We start from the raw sequence: 19,342 nt of genomic DNA on the forward strand, positions 1-19,342 counted from the left end.
GACCCGCATGCCCGCGACCACTGTCTACCTGCTCCTGGGATCCAACCTCGGCGACCGCGAACGCAACCTTGGGGCCGCCCGCGACCGCCTCGCCCACATTCCCGGCATCGAGCTGATCGACGCGTCGGCCATTTACATCAGCGAGGCCGACGGGATGGAGGGGGAGAACCCCGCTTTCCTCAACCAGGTCGTCAAGGCGGAGTACGCCTACCGCGCGCAGGAACTCCTCGACGAGCTGGAGAAAATCGAACGGCTCCTCGGCCGCACCGACAAAGGCGGCAAACTCCCCCGCCCCATCGACCTCGACATCCTCCTGTTCGGCGACGCCGTGATCGCGACCGACCGGCTGACCGTTCCCCACCGCGAACTGCTCCACCGCGGGTTTGTCATGATCCCGCTTCTCCAGATCGACCCCGAGCTCGTGCATCCGGTCACCCGGGAACCGATTGCCGCGTCAGTGACCGATGACCACCGAAACCAGGTGCTGCTGTACAAAGAGTATGCCGCCCGTTTCATCTGAGCCGAATTACATTGCCGTCGAAGGCGTCATCGGCGTCGGCAAGACGACGTTCGCGACCATGCTGGCCGAGCGGATCGAGGCCGACGTCATCTATGAAGACGCCTTCAACAATCCCTTCCTGGTCGATTTCTACAAGAACCGCAAGCGCTTTGCCCTGTCCTGCCAGCTCTATTTCCTCATGTCGCGGTTCCAGCAGCAGCAGCAGCTTCGCACCCACGACCTGTTCGCCAAACGCGTCGTCTCCGACTACCTCTTCGCCAAAGACGCCATTTTCGCTTCGGTCAATCTGTCCGACCGCGAGCTGGCCCTCTACAACAAGATCGCCCCGGCGCTGGCCCAGGATGTCCCGAAGCCCGATCTCGTGATTTACCTCCAGGCCTCCACGCCCAAACTGCTCGAGCGCATTCGGCACCGCAACTACCCGTTCGAGAAATCGATCGACACCGACTACATCGAAGTGCTCAACAAGGCCTACGACTACTACTTCTTCAACTACACCGAGACGCCGCTGCTGGTGGTAAAGACCGAGAACATCGACTTCGTCAACAACCCGAGCCATTTCGACGATCTCATCGACCAGCTGCACAAACCGATCGCCGGCAAGAAGTACTACTCCCCGTCCGGCGACACCGCCCGCATCGGGTGAGCGAGCAAGCCCATGTCGAAAGTCAGCCAAACCAAGCGCACCACGATTCAGACCTTCATCACGAAGAAGGCCAAAGGCGAGAAGATCACTGTCCTGACCGCGTACGACGCTTTCACGGCCGCCCTCCTCGATGCGGCCGGTATCGACGCCGTTCTGGTCGGCGACTCGGCCGCGAATGTGCTCCACGGTTTCGACTCCACGATTCCGATCACGACCGAGATCATGGTCGCGCACACGGCCGCGGTCGCCCGCGGGGCGAAACGCGCCCTGGTGATCGCCGACATGCCCTTCCTCTCTTTCCAGCCCTCCGAGGAGACGGCGATCCGCAACGCCGGCGGGTTTCTCAAGGCGGGTGCGCAGGCGGTGAAGATCGAGGGGGGGCTGGAAATCGCTCCGCTGGCGGCTAAACTGGTCGGCTTCGGCATCCCCGTCATGGGGCACATCGGGCTCACCCCGCAGTCGATCCACCGCTTCGGCGGCCCCAAGGTCCAGGGACGCGAGGAACGCTCCCGCACCTACCTGAGAGAATCCGCGCTCGCTCTCGAAGAGGCCGGCTGCTTCTCGATCGTGCTCGAATTGATGCAGGCCGACGTCGCGCGCGAGATCACCGAGTCACTCCACACGGCCGCCACGATCGGCATCGGCGCCGGCGCGCACTGCGACGGCCAGGTGCTCGTGATCAACGACATGCTCGGTCTGCACGAGGAGGGTTTCCGCCCCAAGTTCCTGCGGGAATATGCGGACCTGAAGACGATCATCGCCGACGCCGTCAGGCGCTACATCGAAGACGTGAAATCCGGCGATTTCCCCGGCGATGACGAATCGTTCGGCCCGCAGCCGCACTGATCGGACGCCCGGGCGCCTTATCCCCTACAAGCCCAGGTCCGGGTACAGCTCCCGCAAGCGGTTCGTCGTGGCGGAGTCCAGCCCGGCCTCCACGGCGCGCCGGATGCACTCCTCCCCCTGTGTCCGCCGCCCGGTCGCGAGAAAGTATGTTCCCAGTTCCGCCATCCGGCCCGGCGGCGCCCCGCCATACGCGTTGGCGAGCTCGAGGTACCGGAAATAGAGATCGCGGTCGCGCTTGTCGCGGTAGTAGTCGGCCAGCCCGAGCGCGGCCCGATGCTCGGTGGAATCCATCGCCAGCGCCCGGCGATACCACTTCACCGCCCCATCCTTGTCGCCCTGCAACCAGAGGAGCTTGCCGCGGTTCACCATGTTGACCGGCTGATGCGGACTCATTCCGAGAGCAATGTCGATATAGATTTCAGCGCTGTCGAGCCGACCCGCGGCCAGGAACGTTGCACCGAGATTGCCGTAGGCCGGGCTGAACGCCGGGTTGGCCTGCATCACCTGCCGAAACAGAGCGAGCGCCTCCGGATATTTCCCCTCGTGGAGCCGATCCAGCCCGTCGCGATTCCACAGGTAGCCGGGAAACCGGGCCAGCCAGGCGTCGTACAACTCCTGCGCCTGCGTCGAGTCTCCCCGGTCAAGGTAGTAGGAGACGAGGATGGTCCAACTGATCTGGCTCTTCGGCAGATCCCAGTTCATGAGTTGCTGGAACTGGTCGGCGGAGGCTTCGGGCGCCGTCTGGAGAGCCGCCCGGCCGCCCAGGATGATGACGTTGAGGCCGAGCGCCAGCAGCACCGCCGGCGCCGCGACCGCCACCGCGCGGAGCCGCCGGACCAGCGGATACAGACAGACGAGCGCGATCGGCACGCCCGCGAAGGCGAACAGATCCCAGTCGCGCGGCATCCCGAGTTTTGGATCGAAGATGAACACCGCGCCGGCGGCGCCGAGACCAAAGAGCGCGAGAAACATCACCGCCCGTTTCCCGGCGCCGCGCCGCCGGAGCGCCGGCATCAACGCCGGCACGCACACCAACAGCCCCGGAAACAGAACCAGCGCCTGGTTGACAAAGTCGAGCAGGTGCGTGTCGGAGAAGAGGGTGTACCCTCCGACGGTGAACCGGTTCGGGGTCGGCGGCAAAAACGCCAGCCGGAAGAAAGACCACGTCGCCATCGCATGCCGGAAGACGGCGAGTACGGCCGCCAGCAGACCCACCGCGAGCGCTGCTTTCACGCCGCGCGAGGCGCGCCCCAGCGCGCGGCCGATCCCGGTATCGGCCAGGAGCAGGAACACGGCCGCCGGAATCAGCACGACCCCCATGACGTGAAGCAGGGCGGCTGCCGCCAGCGGCGCGAGGATCCACCACCGGCGGATGCGCCCCTCCGCCGCCAGCAGACCCACCAGCCCGAAAGCCGCCACGGCCGTGACAAATAGGGCGTACAGTTCAACGTAGCCGCAATACAGCAGCATGTACCCCGGGGTTGTCATCCCGACCGCAAAGAGCAGGCGCTCGCGCCGGTGTTCAAACAGCCGCGCGGCCGCCCACCAGACCAGCCCTAAGTAGATCAGCCCGGCCCCCACCGCCAGCACCTGAAAACTCAGCAGCGCCGCCGCCTTGGTCGGCCCGCCGACCAGGTCGCGCACCCACAGGTGCACGAGCGCTTCCCCGAGCGCCCGCGACTTGATGAGCGGATTCTCCGTGGCGTACGTCCCCAGCAGCGTGTAGCCGTCGCCGAGAAAATGGGTTCTGGCCCGCAGGCCGATAAACAGCGCCGCCATAAGCGCCGTGTGGCTGACCGCCCACCAGGCGAAACGGCGACCGCCGTCGGACGCGTCCCCCCCGTCGCCGGCCCGCCGCCCATAGAGAAGGACCGCGGCGGCCCACAGCACGGCCGCCGCCGCCGGCGCCCACGCCCACGGATCCCCGAAGTACGACGCGGCCGAGAAAGCCCAGAGCCCCCTCGGCCGAACGGTCGAAGCGAGGAGCACCAGCCCGGTAGCGAGCGCGTAGATGATGCCGACCCCGATGAACTCTCTTCGCATTGTTGCCGCCATGGCGCCGTGTTCCCTCCGCAGGAAGACTTACGCCAGTATACACCGGCGGCGGGTGCAAGACAAGCTTTCCCGGCGGCCCTGGTCGGCGGAGAATGGGCCGGCCTCGGGTGAGGACCGGCCGGTGAGTGGGGTAGTCAGAGGCTGAAGACGCCGGCGAGGTAGAGCACGGTGAACAGGGCGAAGGCAATCCCGGCTCCGATCGCCAGGTAGAGCCAGACCGGTTTTCCGGGGACCGCGGCCGGCGCCGCCGCCGCGCGGCTCTCCTGCTGCCGGCGCTCCTCCTGCCGCCGGCGGTCGAAATCCTCCCAGTCCAGGAGGAACTCTGCGCACGACCTGTACCGCCGCGCGATCCGGATCGCCAGCAGCCGGTCAAGCATGGCCGCGATCTCTTCGGGCAGGAACATGCGGATGTCGTCGAGATCCAGGTTGTCGTTCTCGTCGTACCGCGGGTTGCGCCCGGTGAGCATCTGGTGCAGGATCACGCCGATCCCGTACACATCCCCCTGGCGCGAGCTCTTCCGCTCCGGCGGGCTGTACCAGTTCTTCTGCTTGGGACCGTCGTAGTGAATCGGCAGGGCGAAATCGGAGAGCTTCACGACGTCGTCTTTGTCAAACAGGATGTTGGAGGGGCGGAGATTGCCGTGGAGGATGTTGTTCTTGTGGGCGAAGTCGACGGCGGCGGCGACCTGACGGATGATCGCGAGCGCTTTCTCCCAGTCGTACTTCCGCACCATCCGGTCGGCCAGCGAGCCGCCCTGCATGTACTCCGCGATAATCACCGTCGACTTCCGGTCCCCGCCCGCTCCGTAGATATCGACAATGTGCTCGTGCTTGAGCGTCGCCAGGAGCTTGGCCTCCTTGCGCCCCGCCTCTCCCTTGTGATGTTTCTTGATCACGTAGAGCCGCTTGTTGACCCGGTTTTCCACCAGGATGGTCGAGCCGAACTGGGTCTCGCGGATGGTGTCGAGGTACCGGCATTTCCCCAGAAACGATTCGGTCCCGGAGACGGTCAGGTCGGAGGTGTCGCCGCGCAGGCTCCCGCCCCCCATTGCCTCAAGCAGCGCGTCCTTGAGCTCGACCGCCGCTTGGTACCGCTCGCCCCGGTCCTGGGCGAGGCACTTCGAAATGATCCCGTCGTAGGCCTCTCCCAGGTCGGCCGTGATCTCCGAAGGGAGTTTGAACTTCCCGAGCGGCTTTTTCCCGCACAGGATCTCGTACAGGATCACGCCCACGGCGTAGATGTCGGTGGTGTGGTCCACCCCGGCTGAGCTGACTTTTTGTTCGGGCGACATGTACGACAGCGTCCCCATCACAACGTCAGAAGCCGTCATCTCGGCCTCCGGCGTCCCGACAATCTGGGCGATTCCGAAATCCGCCACCAGGGCATTGCCCTGGCGGTCGATGAGGATGTTGGCCGGCTTGATGTCGCGGTGGATCACGCCGTTCTTGTGGGCGTAGTCGAGCGCCTTGCACACCTGCACGATCATCTCGAGTTTCGTCCGCAGCGGGATCTTGGCCGAGTCGATCACCTCCCGCAGCGAGGTCCCGTCGATGTAGTCCATGACGAAGTAGTAGCGGCCGCCCGCCTCCCCCTTGTCGATGATGTGGACGATGTTGGGGTGGTTGAGCCGGGCGATGACCATCGACTCGCGCTCGAAGCGGCGGACAATGTCCGGGTCGGTGGAAAGATTCGGCGAGAGAATCTTGATCGCGACGTCCCGGTCGAGCGATTCCTGCCGGCCCTTGTAGATGACGGCGATCCCTCCCTGGCCGATTTTCGCCGTCAGCAGGTACGGCCCGATCCGGACCGCCTTGGGGGGCGCCGGGTTGTCGACAGCTTGCGTCATATCGTGCCCATCGGCAAAGAAAAACAGGGATAGCGGAGAATCCCGCTATCCCTGTAATCATCGGCACGAAGGCCTGATTTCTTATTTGACGAGCGTCATTTTTCGGGTCTCGACCCCATCCTCGTAGGTCAGCCGGTAGAAATAGACGCCGCTCGGCCGCCCCGAGGCCTCAAATGTCACCTGGTGGCTCCCGGCCGCCATCCGACCGTTCACCAGCGTGGCGATCTCCTGCCCAAGTACATTGTAGACAACCAACTGCACGTCCTGCGCGGTCGGCAAAGTGAAGCCGATCGTCGTGCTCGGGTTGAACGGATTCGGATAATTCTGCGCCAGCTCAAACCGCCCCGGCATCAGGTTTTCCTCGTCCTCAATCCCGGTCGGCGACTCCACCAGCACTCCACCGGCCCGGAACCCCGGCATCATCGTCACCCCCTCCGCCGTCGCTCCCTGCACGTACTTCCACAAGCGGGCGGCCGGTCCGCCATCCGAAAGCGCCGAGTCGATCGCCAGGGAATCGATCCGGGCCAGCCCGAGCGGCGCCGAGGGCGACACCGTCACCCAGAGGCGCGCAATGATCCCGTTGACGGCCGGAATCGTTGGAATGGGCGCTACCAGATTCGGCGCCAGCGCAATCTCCACCGTTGTGAGACCCGACGCACTGACGTGGGCCATGCCGGTGAAATCGGCCGTCATGATGGAGCCGACGAAGCTGACCGAATCCACCGTGAGGGAGGAACTCGCTAGGCGGAGCGGGATATAGATGCCGGTGCTCACTTGGTCGTTGTTGCTCAGTCGAATCGGTACGGCCACGTGCTGCCCGGGCCGGGCCGCGACCGTATCCAGTGTGACCTGCGCCGCCCATGGGGCGACCGGCGGAACCGCCTCGCTGCCGGCCGCACAGAGGAGCACCGCCAGGACCGTTAACAACAGCTTTCTCATACTGCAATCCCTTTCCTTATCATCCTTCTGTGCTTTGGCGTCTTCTGACCCTGCCGATCCGTCCGCGCACGAGTTGGAGGAGACCGGCAGGTCCGGCCCCCCTTTGGGCAACCTTCATGCCGGGTCCCCGAAAAACGCCGGCGGTGTGAGCGACGCGGCCCGCCGCCGGTGGGCTCCCGCAATTAACGCGAAGTCAACAACTTACGATTGTCGACGAGAGAGGGGCTATCGGCTCCGGAGATTTATGCCGGGTGGCGGGGCCTGTGCGTTGTGCATTCGCTTGCGGTTGGGGCGATCCAGCTACGCAAAAGAAAAGCCGACCCGTCGCCGGGTCGGCTTAGCCGTTCTTGCTGCCGGATCAGGCGTTTGCCTTACGGCCAGTCGGTCTTCAAATTCACGAACATTGTCTTGCCGCCCCGCCACACGAAGAGAATGACCTCCCGGGGCTTTTCAACCTTCATTCCGGTCATGACACTCTCGACGTCGGCCACCGACCGCACGGGTGTGGAGCCGAGCCGCTGAATCACGTCGCCGATCTGCAGGCCGCTGAGTTCGGCCAGCCCACCCGCCTCGATCTTCGAGACCACGACCCCTTCGAACTTCTCGGGATCCTGATTGGCGATCATGTAATCGGAGAAGACGAGGTCGCGGACCGTGAACTCGAACTCATCGACCTTCAGTTCCTTCGCGTCGGCCGCGGCGATGGGCGCGTCCGCCAGCGTCACCAGCACGTGAAGGGTGTCGATCGTGCTGGGCCCGAGTCGGAGCACGCCGAGCTCGACGGCCGCTCCCGGGCCGAGGTCAGAGATGGTCCGCTGGAAGAGCGGCAGCTTCTCTTCCTTGTCCACATCGATCGCCTGGCCGTTGATTTCGAAAATGACGTCCCCCACTTCCAGACCGGCTTCCTCCGCCGGGGAGCCCTTGACGACCTCGTTGACGATGATCCCTCCGAGCGTTTCCAGATTCCAGAACGCGGCGATATCGGCCGTCAGCGCCTGGAGGGTGATGCCCAGCCAGCCGCGGCCGCCCTCCCCCTGGCGCGGCGGTTCCGCGATCAGGCGCGTTAGGCGCTCCGCCGTGACCACGCCCAGGAGCGGTATCCCGGCATCCCCGAAAGTGCCGAGCATCCCGGAGCCGTCATCCCCCCCGGTGGTCGGATCCGCCAGCGCTCCCAGCATCCCGACCGGCTCCAACTGCTCGCTGAAGAGGACACTGGCCGCCTGGAGCGAACTGAATCCCACGGTCAGCGCCATCTCCTCCGGCGAAGTCACTCGCGCCGCAACCATGCCCACATCCGCCGCCAGCGGGGGACTCACGAACTCCGGGAGCAGCCAGAACAGGCCGACCCACTGCCCGACCTGGAACTCCTGGCCGCCCCGGAACGCCACGGGCGTAAAGGTGTCCCCTTTGCCGTCGATCTGGAGGAAAGCGAAGTTGGTGTAGCGGTCATAGCCGAGGTATTCGCCCGCGTAGGTCTTTCCGTCCATGCTGGTGACCGTAATGCGGACCGGCCGGGTTTTGACGGCGAATCCGGAGAATGAGGGGATAGCGGTTTCGGTCCCCACCCCCGAACCGTCGAAAATAACCAGCCCGCTGTCGTTGACAATCGTGCCGAGATACCGGTCGGTCTGCTCGGTGGAGTGGACCCCGAATGAGATCTCGACATCCATGTCGATGACGACCGTGAACGCGCGCACCTTCTCTTCGAGGGTGCGGAAATCGAAATGCTGAGCGAATGCAGCGGCCGGCGCCAGCAGCCACAGGGCCGCCCACACCGCCGCCGGAGCAAGCCTCGGTACCATCCGCCCGTGGCCGCGCTTACTCATGGGGGGTAACCTCCTGGTTCTTGTCCGCCTTCAAGAGCACAAACCGCGTCGATCCCGTCCGGCTCACCGTCAGCAGGATCCTCTCCGTGTCCAGCGCCGACAGTTCCCGATAGCGCGCGGCGAACTCCTCGAGGGAGCCCACCGCAGCGTCGTTGACTTTCTGAATCACATCGCCCGCCCGCAGGCCCCCTTCCCCCGCCGGGCCGGTGCGCTTCACCCCGACCACGATGACCCCGAGGGTGTCGGGAAGGGTCGCGTCAATCTGCATCTGCCGGGTGATCGCTTTCACCGTAAACCCCCATCCTTTGGCCTCGAAATCTTCCCCCTGCAGGTCGCCGAGGCGTTTGGTCCGCAGGCGCACCGGCATGGTCGCGCCGTCCCGTTTCACCGAGAGCGTCACCTCACTCCCCGGGGGGATGCGGGAGATCCGGTTGTAGAATGCGGGCAGTTCCTCGACGAACCGGGCCGACACCGGGCGCCCGTCGACCGCCGTGATGATATCGCCGGCTTTCAGGAAGCGTGCCTCCGCCGGCGACCCGGGGTCGATCGAGGATATGAGCACGCCTTCGCCGCTGTCGGCGCCGAAGAAATCGGCCAGCTCCTGGAGCGCCTGGGCGTGGACCCCGATCCAGCTTCGTTCGACCGCTCCGTGATCGAGAATCGCCGCCGTCACTTCCTTGACTACGTTGACCGGGATGGCGAACCCGATGTTGTTGGCGAACAGGGTGGCGCGCGAGTTGATTCCGACCACCCGACCGTCCAGATCGACCAGCGGGCCGCCGGAATTCCCCGGGTTGATCGCCGCATCCGTCTGAATCCAGAGATTGTACTTTCCGGTCTGCTCGCCGGTAGGCAGCCGCACGTCATCGTCGAAATACCGGTCGCGGGTGGAGATGACGCCGGCGCTGACCGAGCGGGAGAGGGACAGGGGCGAGCCCATGGCGAGCACGTACTGGCCGACATGGATCGAATCGGAGTCGCCGAACTCCGCCGGCTGCAGCGGCTTGTCATACTTTGAGAGGTCCAGCTTGATCACCGACAGATCGGTCATTGGATCCCCCCCGACAAACTCCGCCGGTACCTGCTCCTTGTCGTACAGGGTGCAGATAATCCGCACGGCTTTCCCGGCCACGTGGTAGTTGGTCACGACGTAGCCGTCTTTGTGAAAAATCACCCCGGAGCCGATGACGGCCTGCTTCTCGAGTTCTCCGGTGTCGTAGTTCCTGATGACCGGCTGGATATGCACGAGCGCCGGGAGCACCCGGTCGCGGGCATAGTAGATGCGTTCCTGAAGATCGGTTGGCGCCGCCGCCCGTGTCACGGCCGCACACATGAATAAGAACAGCAGCACAACCCCGACTTGCCTGAGGTGCATCCTGGCTCCTTGCATCGTTTTTTCTCGTGCCCTTATAACACGCCTGTGCGCGGAATGTTCGGTGAGCCCCAAGGGTCCCCGGCCGCGCGGCCGCCGCCTGCTCATCGGCATCGGCGGCTCCGCTCGGCCGGTCGCTCCGGTCCGCGGAGAGTATAGAACCCGCGCCCGCCCCCGGCAAGTTTTAACGCCCCCGGCGCAACAAGAAACGGCCGGGCGGCTCAAACCGCCCGGCCGCGCATGCCGTCCTCCGTTCGCCCGCGTCAGCGGAAGCGCACATCCACCGCGCCGAGCCCGAGCTCGAGAATCAGTCGGAGACGGGTCGAAGCTCCGGCGTAGTCGTCCGACTCCCAGACGTCGTCGGCAATCTCCCGCAGGCCGCCGCCGTGAATCTCGACCGACGACAGCAGGCCGCCCCCCGGTCCTTCGATGCGGCAGGGGATGTCCACGGGCAGAGTGATCTCGGCCGAGCCCAGCCCCACCTTCACCCGGATCTCCGACTCCCCGTGGTACTCTCCGCGGAAGTCGAGATCGAAGGAGCCGACACCGCCCTCGAACTCACAGGATTCGAAATTGGCGTTGCCCAGGTCGGTCGCCGTCACCGAGCTCGCGCCGGCCTCGAACCGCAGTTCTCTCATGCGGGCCGGGTTGGGTTCTCGGAACCCGATTTCGGCCGAGGCGGCGCCGAATTCGACAGCGACTTCCTCCAGCCGCAGCCCGCCCAGCTCGATCTCGGCATCGCAGGCCCCGATGTCGAGGCTCAGGTTCATCGGATAGGCGCGCGAGAACACGACCTCCCATTCATTGTCGCCCGTGTCGCCCCCGCTCCCCGAGAGCCGCTCGCTCTCGGCCTGAAGCATTCCGACGCCGCCGCGCACTTCATAGTCGACGGCGCAGTCGACCTTGTCCTCGTCGTAGGCGAAGTCGAACACGGCCGCCTCGGCGATCTCCCCCGGATCGATCCGGAGCTTGCCGGCCGCGAAGTCAATTTGCACGTTGATCCGTTCCGCCCCTTCCGCCGCCACCGGGGTATTTTTCCGCTCCCGCGCCTGGAGGGCCGCCGCCGGCAACGCCGCGAGGGCCGCTAGGAGCCAGAATCTGAAAACGCCGCGCATAATCTCCCTTCCGGTCCAAGACCGATCAATCACGACACCTGCTGAGGGATGGTACGGACGGGGGCAGCGAATGTTGCCCCGCTCACTCCTGCGGAGGTTCGCGGCGTTCGGGGGGCTCGGGCGCCGGCGGCCAAGGGGTGATGATCGGCGGCGGTTCGTGCAGCGGCGGCGGCGCCGGCGCCGGCGGCCCGGTGTCGGCCGGCTTGCGCTCCTTCCAGCTCACATAGTCGCGGAAACCGAACCGAGTCAGGATCGCCCCCCCAATCCCGGCGAACACCGGGAAGCTTGTGACCGGAATGGCGGCCGCCAGGAGGGCGTAGCCGAGCCCGAGCAGGAAGGCGTTACCCCCGCCGAGCAGGACAATGACGAGGAGCCAGAGCAGCGCCAGCAGAAGCGTTCCCAGCGCGGTGCGCAACTGCGTCCCCTGGCGGGCCCCGGTGAGCCGCCTCAGCACCCACCCGCCGATAGTCCCGCCGAACGACACAAACCCCATTCCGATCGCGCCCGCATACACCAGCGGCACGAACGGCACGACGAGGATACCCACGAGGGTGATGATGAAGAGCGCGATGATGACGGGGAGCAGGAGGGAAAACAGGAACCCCAGGGCGCAGGTGCGGACGCGGTGGCCGGTGATGCAGGCGTCGATCCGTCCCGCCTGCCGCGGAGCCACCGCCAGAACGAGAAAGCCGAAAAAGAGCAGCCCGCAGGCCAGGGCGGTCGCCAAAACGAGGGCATCGACCGAGACGGCCCGGGTCAGGCTCTCCACGTCGAGCGGGCCGCCCGTCTCCCGCACCGTCCCGCTCACCACTCCGCCCGGCCGAATGATCACGCTGGGCGCCTCGACGCTGCCGTCCACCTGTCCGGTCTCGGTCACCAGTACCCGTTTGTCAATCGACCGGACATCCCCCTTCACCCACCCCTTGACCGTAACCCGGCCGGTGGCGATGATGTCGCCGTCGACATACTCATCATACCCGATCGTCACCGAGCGCTCGAACGGCTTCACCGCCACCAGGCGGATGGCGCGGAGATCGATCGGCAGGGTGGTGCGCGGCTGCAGCCGGTCGGTGAGCCTTCCCCCCTCCTGCCCCGGCGTCCCTTCCACCCAGACATCGGCGTTGAAGTCGTACACCCATTCGCGACCCGAGGTGTCGGTGGCCACGGCGCGATCTTCGGAGAGACGGATTTCGAAAAAAACGATGCCGGGGGGGGCGGTGGCCGGACCGGCCACGTCGGCAGGCAAATCGGCGGCGAGCGACGATTCCGCCGCACGCTCATCCGGCGCCTCCTGGGCCAGGACGGCCGGGAACTGGCGGGGGCCCGCGAGGAGGCCCGCGAGAAGAAGGGACAAACCGAACTTTCGCACTGCGGTGCGCATGGCCACGTCCTATGTTCCAACGCCGCGAACGATCAGTACTGGGCCACCGTGACGTCGCCCGATGACGTCGTCAGGTTGATCCTCGGCCCGCCGCGGCCGAAACTCCCGATCAACTGCTGCCGCGTCACTGACTCGATCACGAGCGGCACTTGGCTCTGTATTCCTCCGCTCGCCGTCTCTACGAGGAAGCGGCCGGAGGCCGCCGGCGGAATCGCAAACGTAATCTTGCCGCTGGTGGTCGCGACAAAGAAGTCCCTCGGGCTGTCCAGCTCCGTCCGGACATGCACCTCTCCCGTGTGGGTGGCGATATCGAGCGCCCCCCGCACCTGGTTTACCGTCACCGTCCCGGTCGTCGCCTTCACGCGAATGTCCCCCTCGATCCACAGGAGGTCGATATCTCCCTGGGGCTGGCTGACGGTCACCGGGCCGAAGATATATTCGGCCCGCGTCGCGCCGGACTCGTTTTCCACCCTGACTGCGCCCTCGATCGAGGCGAGGGTGATCGTGGCCGCGAGTCCCTGGACGGTCACGTCGCTGCGGACCGGCACCGAGACTTTGTAGGCCACCTCTCCGGGCGCATCCTCTCCCTTCCCGAACACTTTCTGCCAGAACGAACGCCCGCGGCTCGTGATGCCCAGGTAATTCGTCTGTACTTCCACCGCCGTCCCATTAAGGCGGGTCTTGATTTCGATGTGGTCGGCCAGTTCCTCGGCCTCGTCGCGGCTGCCCGCCCGAACCCGCTTGACCGCCTCGATGACGACCCGGTTGTCCTCAGCGCCCGTGATCTCGACCGATCCCCGCACGAGCCGGAGATCGAGACGGACCGGCTCGGGGGCCTCGACGATTTTCTGGTAATCGAACGTGAATTCTTCCCCCGCTGCCGGCGGCGCGGTGGCCGCCAGGAGAATCAGAAGGCGGGCAACTGTGCGGGAAAGCCGAGGCATCTTGCGCACCCTTTACCTTTCCGGGTTCAGATCGACTTGAGCTTCTTTTTCAGAAGCTCCCGGGCCCGGAAAATCCGGGCCTTGACGGTTCCGATCGGTATGCCTAGTAGATCGGCTATTTCCTCATAGGATTTATCTTCCTTGTGCCGGTAGACGATCACCTCCCGGTACTTCTTCGGCAGCGAGTCGATCGCTTCTTCGATATTGAAGCGCTGCTCTTTGCGCACGAGGTCGTGTTCCGGGTGGTAGGAGTAGTCGGGGACTTCAATCGTCCGCCCGCTGGAATCGCGGTCCATCTGCCCCTCCAGCGACAGGACCTGAATGCGCCTTTTGCGCAGGTGGTCGATCGCGCAGTTGGCCGCAATTTTGTACAGCCAGGTCGAGAACCGGTACTCCGACCGGTACGAGGCCAGCGAGGAAAAAGCCTTCATAAACGTTTCCTGAACCAGGTCGTTGGCGGTTTCCCGGTCCCGGACAATCTTGTAGACGATATGAAAGACCGAGGGCCGGTGCCGCTCGGTGAGGATACGGTACGCCTGCTGGTTGCCTGCGAGGGCCTGCTCGATAACCTGGGCGTCGTTGTCCTGCACCGATATCTCTTTCTGCTGTACGATTCAGGTGAAGCGCTGTTTCGCCTCGACGGTCAAGAATATACAACCGATCAACGACTTACAAGGGAAAAGTAGGGGACCGGCGCACCGCCGGTCGGACCGGCCGCCGATGCAACCTGGATGATAACTCCTTTTCGAGTCGCGACTTCTCGGGCGCTCACCGTGCTCGGGGGGCCCTGTCAGGTGGGCCGAGATGGAGATCCATCTTTGGCGGCGCCCCTCGTGAATCGGCGCTCTGCCGGCGGGCGTTGTCCGCATCGCCGCCTGGGCCGGTTCCACTTACCTCACGTCCGCCCGCTCCGGGAACACGATCGCCGGCCGCTCGGGGCGGCCGCATGTTTTCACCCGGGTTCCCGCCCGACCGATCGTCTCAGCCGGCCCTTTTCACCGATTTGAGCATGGCGAAAAATCCACTCTGCATTTCCACCGCCGTCTTTTCCGGTCCGGTCAGTTTGAAGAAGACATTTCCTTCGGGGGCCTCGATCACGGCGGCCACCATCCGGTAGTCGGCGTGGGCTTCGCCGCCGCCGCCCATCGGCCCGCCCATGGCCCCGCTGTAGGTCCCTCCGACCGAGATCACGTGGACCGGGAGGCTGTCCGCCTGCAACGATGAGCGCTCGGCGCGTTCCGAGGGATTGTCCTTCTCCCCGGTCGCCATCTGGCCGATCCACCGGTCGATATTGGCCGCCACCGATCCCCCTCCGCCCGGCCCGAAGTAGAACACGGTGACCGTCGCCGAATCGGCATCTCCGCTGACCGGGCGGAGGTAGTAGCTTGCCTGGCGCATGCCCGACGGTCCCAGGTCGACCCAGGCGGCGGGCGGCTGAAACGTCATTCCCGCGAGCGCGACCGGCCGGCCGGTCAGGTCGAACTGCGCCGGATCCACCCGGGCGATCCGGTCCGCCATCCCGCTTGGCCCGCCCGCGGTCCCGGCCTGCTTGTCTCCCGATGAACACCCGATCACCAGCGCGGCCAGCGCCGCGGCGACTCCCGCTCGTACACCCATGCTTGGTCCTTTCCTCGCCCGTCCCGTCAATTGGGGACGGTCTCGGTCAATTTCTCGATTTTTGCGGCACATGGTAGGCAATATCGCGGCCCCTGGCAACCTCCGATTTCCGGAGGCCCGGCCGTTCCACAAAGAAACACCCCCGCGCGGGCGGGGGTGCTTCCCGAATTCCACAACAGCCGGCCGTCTCACCACGGGCAGTTGGCCGGCGCCGGACCCATCCGGTAGAGGTACGCGATCAGATGGGTCAGATCGGCCACATCCACCTTCTCAAGTCCGTCGCCGTTGATGTTGGCCTCCGCGAGACACGGCGGCTCCGGACCGTGACGGAACAGGTAGTTGACCAGGTAGGTAACGTCGGAGATATTGGCCACCGGTTCGCCGTCGCCGTTCACATCTCCCCGCATCCCGACGCAGCAGCCGTCGCAGACATCCCCGATCCCGTCCTGGTCGGTGTCGGCCTGGTCGGGGTTGTATTTCTCGGGGCAGTTGTCGCACGCGTCGCCGACCCCGTCGCCGTCGCCGTCCGTCTGGTCGACATTGGCCGTCGCCGGGCAGTTGTCGCACACGTCGCCGACATTGTCGCCGTCCGCATCCGCCTGATCGTCGTTCGGCTCCGCCGCGCAGTTGTCGCAGGCGTCGCCGTAGAGATCGCCGTCCGCGTTGTCCTGGTCCGGGTTGGCCGCGGCCGGGCAGTTATCGCACACGTCGCCGACATTGTCGCCGTCCGCATCCGCCTGGTCAGCGTTCGCGACCGCCGGGCAGTTGTCCACATCGCCGCAGACATTGTCGCCGTCGATGTCGTTCTCGGCGTCGAACGGGCACTCGTCGCAGGCGTCGCCGATCCCGTCGCCGTCGCTGTCAAGCTGGTCGGCGTTGGCGATTGCGGGGCAGTTGTCGCAGGCGTCCCCGACGCCGTCCGAGTCGCCGTCCGCCTGGTCGGCGTTCGCGACCGCCGGGCAGTTGTCGCAGGCATCGCCGAGCCCGTCGTCGTCGAGATCCGCCTGGTTGGTGTTGGCTTCCGCCGGGCAGTTGTCGCACACGTCGCCGACATTGTCGCCGTCACCATCCGCCTGGTCGGCGTTCGCGATCGCCGGGCAGTTGTCGCACGCATCGCCGAGCCCGTCGTCGTCGAGATCCGCCTGGTCGGTGTTGGCTTCCGCCGGGCAGTTGTCGCACACGTCGCCGATCGCGTCGGCATCGCCGTCGGCCTGGTCGCCATTGACCACCGCCGGGCAGTTGTCGCAGGCGTCGCCGACCGTATCCTCGTCGCCGTCCGCCTGGTCGACGTTCGCCTCAGCCGGGCAGTTGTCGCAGACGTCGCCGATCGCGTCGGCATCGCCGTCGGCCTGGTCGGTATTGCTGTCGGTCGGGCAGTTGTCGCAGACGTCGCCGATCGAGTCTCCGTCGCCGTCCGCCTGGTCGGCGTTGGCCACCGCCGGGCAGTTGTCGACATCGCCGCAGACGTTGTCCCCGTCAACGTCGTTGTCGGGATCGTTGGGACACACGTCGCAGGCATCGCCGAGACCGTCGCCGTCGCTGTCCATCTGGTCGGCGTTGGCGATCGTAGGGCAGTTATCGCAGACGTCGCCCCGTCCGTCGCCGTCACCGTCCGCCTGGTCGGCGTTGGCCACCGTCGGGCAGTTGTCACAGGCGTTCCCCCGGCCGTCCAGGTCGCTGTCCGCCTGGTCCGGGTTGGCGATTTCCAGACAGTTGTCGCACGCATCGCCGTCCCCGTCCCCGTCACCGTCCTCCTGTCCGGGGTTGTTGACGGCCGGGCAGTTGTCGCAGGCATCGCCGAGACCGTCGCCGTCCGCATCCGCCTGCGTCGGGTTGGCCACCAACAGGCAGTTGTCACACACATCGCCGTCGCCGTCCCCGTCGGCATCCGCCTGGTCCGGATTGGCCAGCGACGGGCAGTTGTCGCAGGCGTCGCCGAAACCGTCCCCGTCCCCGTCCGCCTGCGTGGGATTGGCGACCGTCGGGCAGTTGTCGCAGACGTTCCCTTTCCCGTCGCCGTCGCTGTCAAGCTGGTCCGGATTGGCGATCGCCGGGCAGTTATCGCACACGTCCCCTTTGCCGTCGCCGTCCCCGTCCGCCTGGTTCTGGTTGGCCATCGTCGGGCAGTTGTCGCAGGCATCGCCGAGACCGTCGCCGTCCGCATCCGCCTGCGTCGGATTACTGACGGTGGGGCAGTTGTCCGGCAGGCAGGTTTGGCCGGGTACGGTCGGATCGCCGAATCCGTCGTTGTCCACGTCGACGCAGTACTCGCAGTTGTCGCCGATGTGGAGCGCGCCTTTCCAGCGCGGCTCAAAGTAGACATCCTGGCCGACGTCGTTGACCGCCGTCATGTCCCACGCCGACCCGGGGCTGAACGACAGCGTGTCGAGCGTGATCACGTCGCTCGGCGACCACCCGGTCAGGGTGAAGTAGTAGGTCGCCCAGTGCCGCCACTGGGTGCTGCCCGGCAGGCCGGACGAGAACATCACGGCCCCGCTGGTCAGGAAGCGGCGATTGGCGTTGGTCAGCGCGAGATTGTCGTTTTCGTAGAAGAACGGCCCGACGTCGTAGGCATCGTCCAAAGCGGCCGACGGCTTCGCGCTGTCCATCACGAGGCTGGGATGATCCCAGGTGAACCCCGCCCCGTTGCCCATCACCAGATGATCCGTCCACCCCCACAGTTCGACCACCACTTTCAGCTGCCCGGTCGCCGCTTCCGGGCACACCGTCGCCACCAGCTTCATCGTATCCGGAATACCCGGATCCTCCTGGGCCAGGGCGGCCCCGCCCAGGAGCAGACATCCCAGAAGCACGCATCCGAAAAATCGTGTCCGCATACCATACCTCCCGCAAACGCTTAGCGGTGACAAGGACTCCCAAGATCTAATGAATGTTCTCATTGTGATCCTTCTCGGTGGACGCCCGGCCGGGAAACCGTCGATCGATATGCCGAGGCGCGCCCCCTCGATCGCGGGCAGGAGAAGCGGCGGTCGCCGATCCGGACGGCGGAAAATGATCCGTGATTCGGCTGATTTCTAATTCAACATAGCGTGGATCTGGTAGTCTGTCAAGTGCTTTTCCCGCGTGGCCCGCGCCCCTCTCGCGCTTGCGCCGACCGTCGCCAACGCCTATGTTGTCGCTGCCGTTTGCGGTCCGCAACAACCGACAGGAGGATTCTTTAGTCTATGCTGTGCCGCTGTGATCCTCACCCCAGGCGCCGCGCCGTCGCGGCCGGCGTCGTCAGCCTGCTTCTCATTCTGTCCGCCGGCGCCCCTGCCGCTCAAGGAGACAATCCCGATATGAAACCCGTCTATCACTTCGTCCGCCTGTTGGGCACCCGCGCCGGGTGGCCCGACGACATGACCCCGCGCGAGGAGCAGGTCATGGCCAACCATTTCGCCTACCTCAAGGACCTGACGCGGAAAGGAATCGTGGTGGCGGCCGGGCCGGTCTTCAACCCCACTTTCGGCCTGATCATCCTGCGCACCGGGTCCGAGGCCGAGGCGCGCGCCCTCATGGACAGCGAGCCTTCGGTCGCGGCCGGCGTGCACACCTACGAACTGCAGCCGATGACGCTCTCCCTCCTCGCCGACCACCGCTCGCCGCTGCGCTATGTCTCCCGTCCGAGCGCGCGCTCGCTGCGCAAAGAGATTGTCGTCCCCGTCTCCGCCGACTCGGCCTGGACCCTCTGGACGACCAATGCCGGCCTGGAGGCCTTCCTGGTCGAGAAAGCCAACGTCGACCTGCGCCTCGGCGGCTCGTTCGAGCTGTATTTCTCGATGGCCTCCCCGGTCGGCCAGCGCGGGAGCGAGGACTGCGCGATCCTGAGCTTCCTTCCCGGACGGATGCTCTCGTTCGAGTGGAACGCTCCCCCCTCGTTCCCGTCCCGCCGCGACGGCGAGCGCACCTGGGTGGTCGTCGAATTTGAACCGCTGGCTCCCGACCGGCCGGCCGCCGACTCGGGTGTGACCCCGGCCGCGCCGGCTGCGGCGCAAACCCGCATCACCCTCACCCACCTCGGTTGGGGGGAGGGGGAAGACTGGGACAGTCTCTATGCGTACTTTGACCGCGCCTGGGGGCTGGTTCTCGATGCTCTGCGGGAGTACCTGGCGGGTACGGCCGAGTGAGGGTGGCGGCGCCGGCGCGCGGCGCCCCGGCGCGTGTATAACGAATAACGAGACTTGTCCCCGACAGAGGAGCGCAATACATTAATTCGACCCGGGCCGACGCCGGC

At 65.7% G+C, this 19,342-nt stretch carries 15 protein-coding genes; 4 read left to right on the plus strand and 11 right to left on the minus strand.

Features of this window, described 5'->3' with window-relative positions; all coding sequences use genetic code 11:
- Positions 1-7: 7 nt before the first annotated feature.
- The 3 genes from folK to panB are packed head-to-tail and all read left to right on the plus strand — an operon-like array spanning position 8 to position 2,012.
- Positions 8-520 carry a 2-amino-4-hydroxy-6-hydroxymethyldihydropteridine diphosphokinase gene (gene folK / locus KA261_09495; protein MBP7698031.1) on the plus strand — a complete coding sequence of 171 codons (513 nt, stop codon included), beginning with the start codon at positions 8-10 and terminating at the stop codon, positions 518-520.
- Complete coding sequence (locus tag KA261_09500) at positions 501-1,166, plus strand: deoxynucleoside kinase (protein ID MBP7698032.1); 666 nt, start codon at positions 501-503, stop codon at positions 1,164-1,166. Before folK ends, KA261_09500 begins: the two co-directional genes overlap by 20 nt.
- 12 nt (positions 1,167-1,178) lie before the next feature.
- Entirely contained in the window at positions 1,179-2,012 is an 834-nt protein-coding gene (gene panB / locus KA261_09505; protein ID MBP7698033.1) for a 3-methyl-2-oxobutanoate hydroxymethyltransferase, read from the plus strand.
- A gap of 24 nt (positions 2,013-2,036) precedes the next feature.
- Here the strand turns inward: panB and KA261_09510 are convergent, their stop codons facing one another.
- The 11 genes from KA261_09510 to KA261_09560 form a co-directional block, all read right to left on the minus strand.
- Entirely contained in the window at positions 2,037-4,055 is a 2,019-nt protein-coding gene (locus tag KA261_09510; protein MBP7698034.1) for a tetratricopeptide repeat protein, read from the minus strand.
- 146 nt (positions 4,056-4,201) lie between these two features.
- Entirely contained in the window at positions 4,202-5,914 is a 1,713-nt protein-coding gene (locus tag KA261_09515) for a serine/threonine protein kinase (protein ID MBP7698035.1), read from the minus strand.
- A gap of 81 nt (positions 5,915-5,995) precedes the next feature.
- Entirely contained in the window at positions 5,996-6,853 is an 858-nt protein-coding gene (locus tag KA261_09520; GenBank protein ID MBP7698036.1) for a T9SS type A sorting domain-containing protein, read from the minus strand.
- A gap of 371 nt (positions 6,854-7,224) precedes the next feature.
- On the minus strand, positions 7,225-8,679 hold the full coding sequence (locus KA261_09525; protein MBP7698037.1) for a PDZ domain-containing protein: 1,455 nt from the start codon (positions 8,677-8,679) through the stop codon (positions 7,225-7,227).
- Positions 8,672-10,054, minus strand: coding sequence for a trypsin-like peptidase domain-containing protein (locus tag KA261_09530; protein ID MBP7698038.1), 1,383 nt, complete (start codon positions 10,052-10,054; stop codon positions 8,672-8,674). The genes KA261_09525 and KA261_09530 overlap by 8 nt, the downstream gene beginning before the upstream one ends.
- Before the next feature lie 260 nt (positions 10,055-10,314).
- Positions 10,315-11,166, minus strand: a complete 852-nt coding sequence (locus tag KA261_09535) for a hypothetical protein (GenBank protein ID MBP7698039.1) — start codon at positions 11,164-11,166, stop codon at positions 10,315-10,317.
- 82 nt (positions 11,167-11,248) lie between these two features.
- Positions 11,249-12,547, minus strand: a complete 1,299-nt coding sequence (locus KA261_09540; GenBank protein MBP7698040.1) for a polymer-forming cytoskeletal protein — start codon at positions 12,545-12,547, stop codon at positions 11,249-11,251.
- Between the two features lie 32 nt (positions 12,548-12,579).
- Positions 12,580-13,491, minus strand: a complete 912-nt coding sequence (locus KA261_09545) for a DUF4097 family beta strand repeat protein (GenBank protein MBP7698041.1) — start codon at positions 13,489-13,491, stop codon at positions 12,580-12,582.
- A gap of 26 nt (positions 13,492-13,517) precedes the next feature.
- Entirely contained in the window at positions 13,518-14,081 is a 564-nt protein-coding gene (locus KA261_09550; GenBank protein ID MBP7698042.1) for a sigma-70 family RNA polymerase sigma factor, read from the minus strand.
- Between the two features lie 391 nt (positions 14,082-14,472).
- Positions 14,473-15,108, minus strand: a complete 636-nt coding sequence (locus KA261_09555) for a hypothetical protein (GenBank protein MBP7698043.1) — start codon at positions 15,106-15,108, stop codon at positions 14,473-14,475.
- Between the two features lie 188 nt (positions 15,109-15,296).
- On the minus strand, positions 15,297-17,852 hold the full coding sequence (locus tag KA261_09560; protein ID MBP7698044.1) for a thrombospondin type 3 repeat-containing protein: 2,556 nt from the start codon (positions 17,850-17,852) through the stop codon (positions 15,297-15,299).
- 555 nt (positions 17,853-18,407) lie between these two features.
- On the opposite strand from KA261_09560, the gene KA261_09565 reads away from it, so the two are divergent.
- Positions 18,408-19,235 (plus strand): SRPBCC domain-containing protein, encoded by an 828-nt coding sequence (locus KA261_09565; GenBank protein ID MBP7698045.1) that lies wholly within the window; start codon positions 18,408-18,410, stop codon positions 19,233-19,235.
- The last annotated feature ends 107 nt before the right edge of the window (positions 19,236-19,342 follow it).

Source organism: Candidatus Zixiibacteriota bacterium (assembly GCA_017999435.1).
Lineage (GTDB): Bacteria > Zixibacteria > MSB-5A5 > GN15 > FEB-12 > JAGNLV01.

Bases quoted from the DNA above. Each gene is read 5' to 3' on its own strand.
- folK (MBP7698031.1), top strand. From the start codon at position 8: ATGCCCGCGACCACTGTCTACCTGCTCCTGGGATCCAACCTCGGCGAC.
- KA261_09500 (MBP7698032.1), top strand. From the start codon at position 501: ATGCCGCCCGTTTCATCTGAGCCGAATTACATTGCCGTCGAAGGCGTC.
- panB (MBP7698033.1), top strand. From the start codon at position 1,179: ATGTCGAAAGTCAGCCAAACCAAGCGCACCACGATTCAGACCTTCATC.
- KA261_09510 (MBP7698034.1), bottom strand. From the start codon at position 4,055: ATGCGAAGAGAGTTCATCGGGGTCGGCATCATCTACGCGCTCGCTACC.
- KA261_09515 (MBP7698035.1), bottom strand. From the start codon at position 5,914: ATGACGCAAGCTGTCGACAACCCGGCGCCCCCCAAGGCGGTCCGGATC.
- KA261_09520 (MBP7698036.1), bottom strand. From the start codon at position 6,853: ATGAGAAAGCTGTTGTTAACGGTCCTGGCGGTGCTCCTCTGTGCGGCC.
- KA261_09525 (MBP7698037.1), bottom strand. From the start codon at position 8,679: ATGAGTAAGCGCGGCCACGGGCGGATGGTACCGAGGCTTGCTCCGGCG.
- KA261_09530 (MBP7698038.1), bottom strand. From the start codon at position 10,054: ATGCACCTCAGGCAAGTCGGGGTTGTGCTGCTGTTCTTATTCATGTGT.
- KA261_09535 (MBP7698039.1), bottom strand. From the start codon at position 11,166: ATGCGCGGCGTTTTCAGATTCTGGCTCCTAGCGGCCCTCGCGGCGTTG.
- KA261_09540 (MBP7698040.1), bottom strand. From the start codon at position 12,547: ATGCGCACCGCAGTGCGAAAGTTCGGTTTGTCCCTTCTTCTCGCGGGC.
- KA261_09545 (MBP7698041.1), bottom strand. From the start codon at position 13,491: ATGCCTCGGCTTTCCCGCACAGTTGCCCGCCTTCTGATTCTCCTGGCG.
- KA261_09555 (MBP7698043.1), bottom strand. From the start codon at position 15,108: ATGGGTGTACGAGCGGGAGTCGCCGCGGCGCTGGCCGCGCTGGTGATC.
- KA261_09560 (MBP7698044.1), bottom strand. From the start codon at position 17,852: ATGAAGCTGGTGGCGACGGTGTGCCCGGAAGCGGCGACCGGGCAGCTG.
- KA261_09565 (MBP7698045.1), top strand. From the start codon at position 18,408: ATGAAACCCGTCTATCACTTCGTCCGCCTGTTGGGCACCCGCGCCGGG.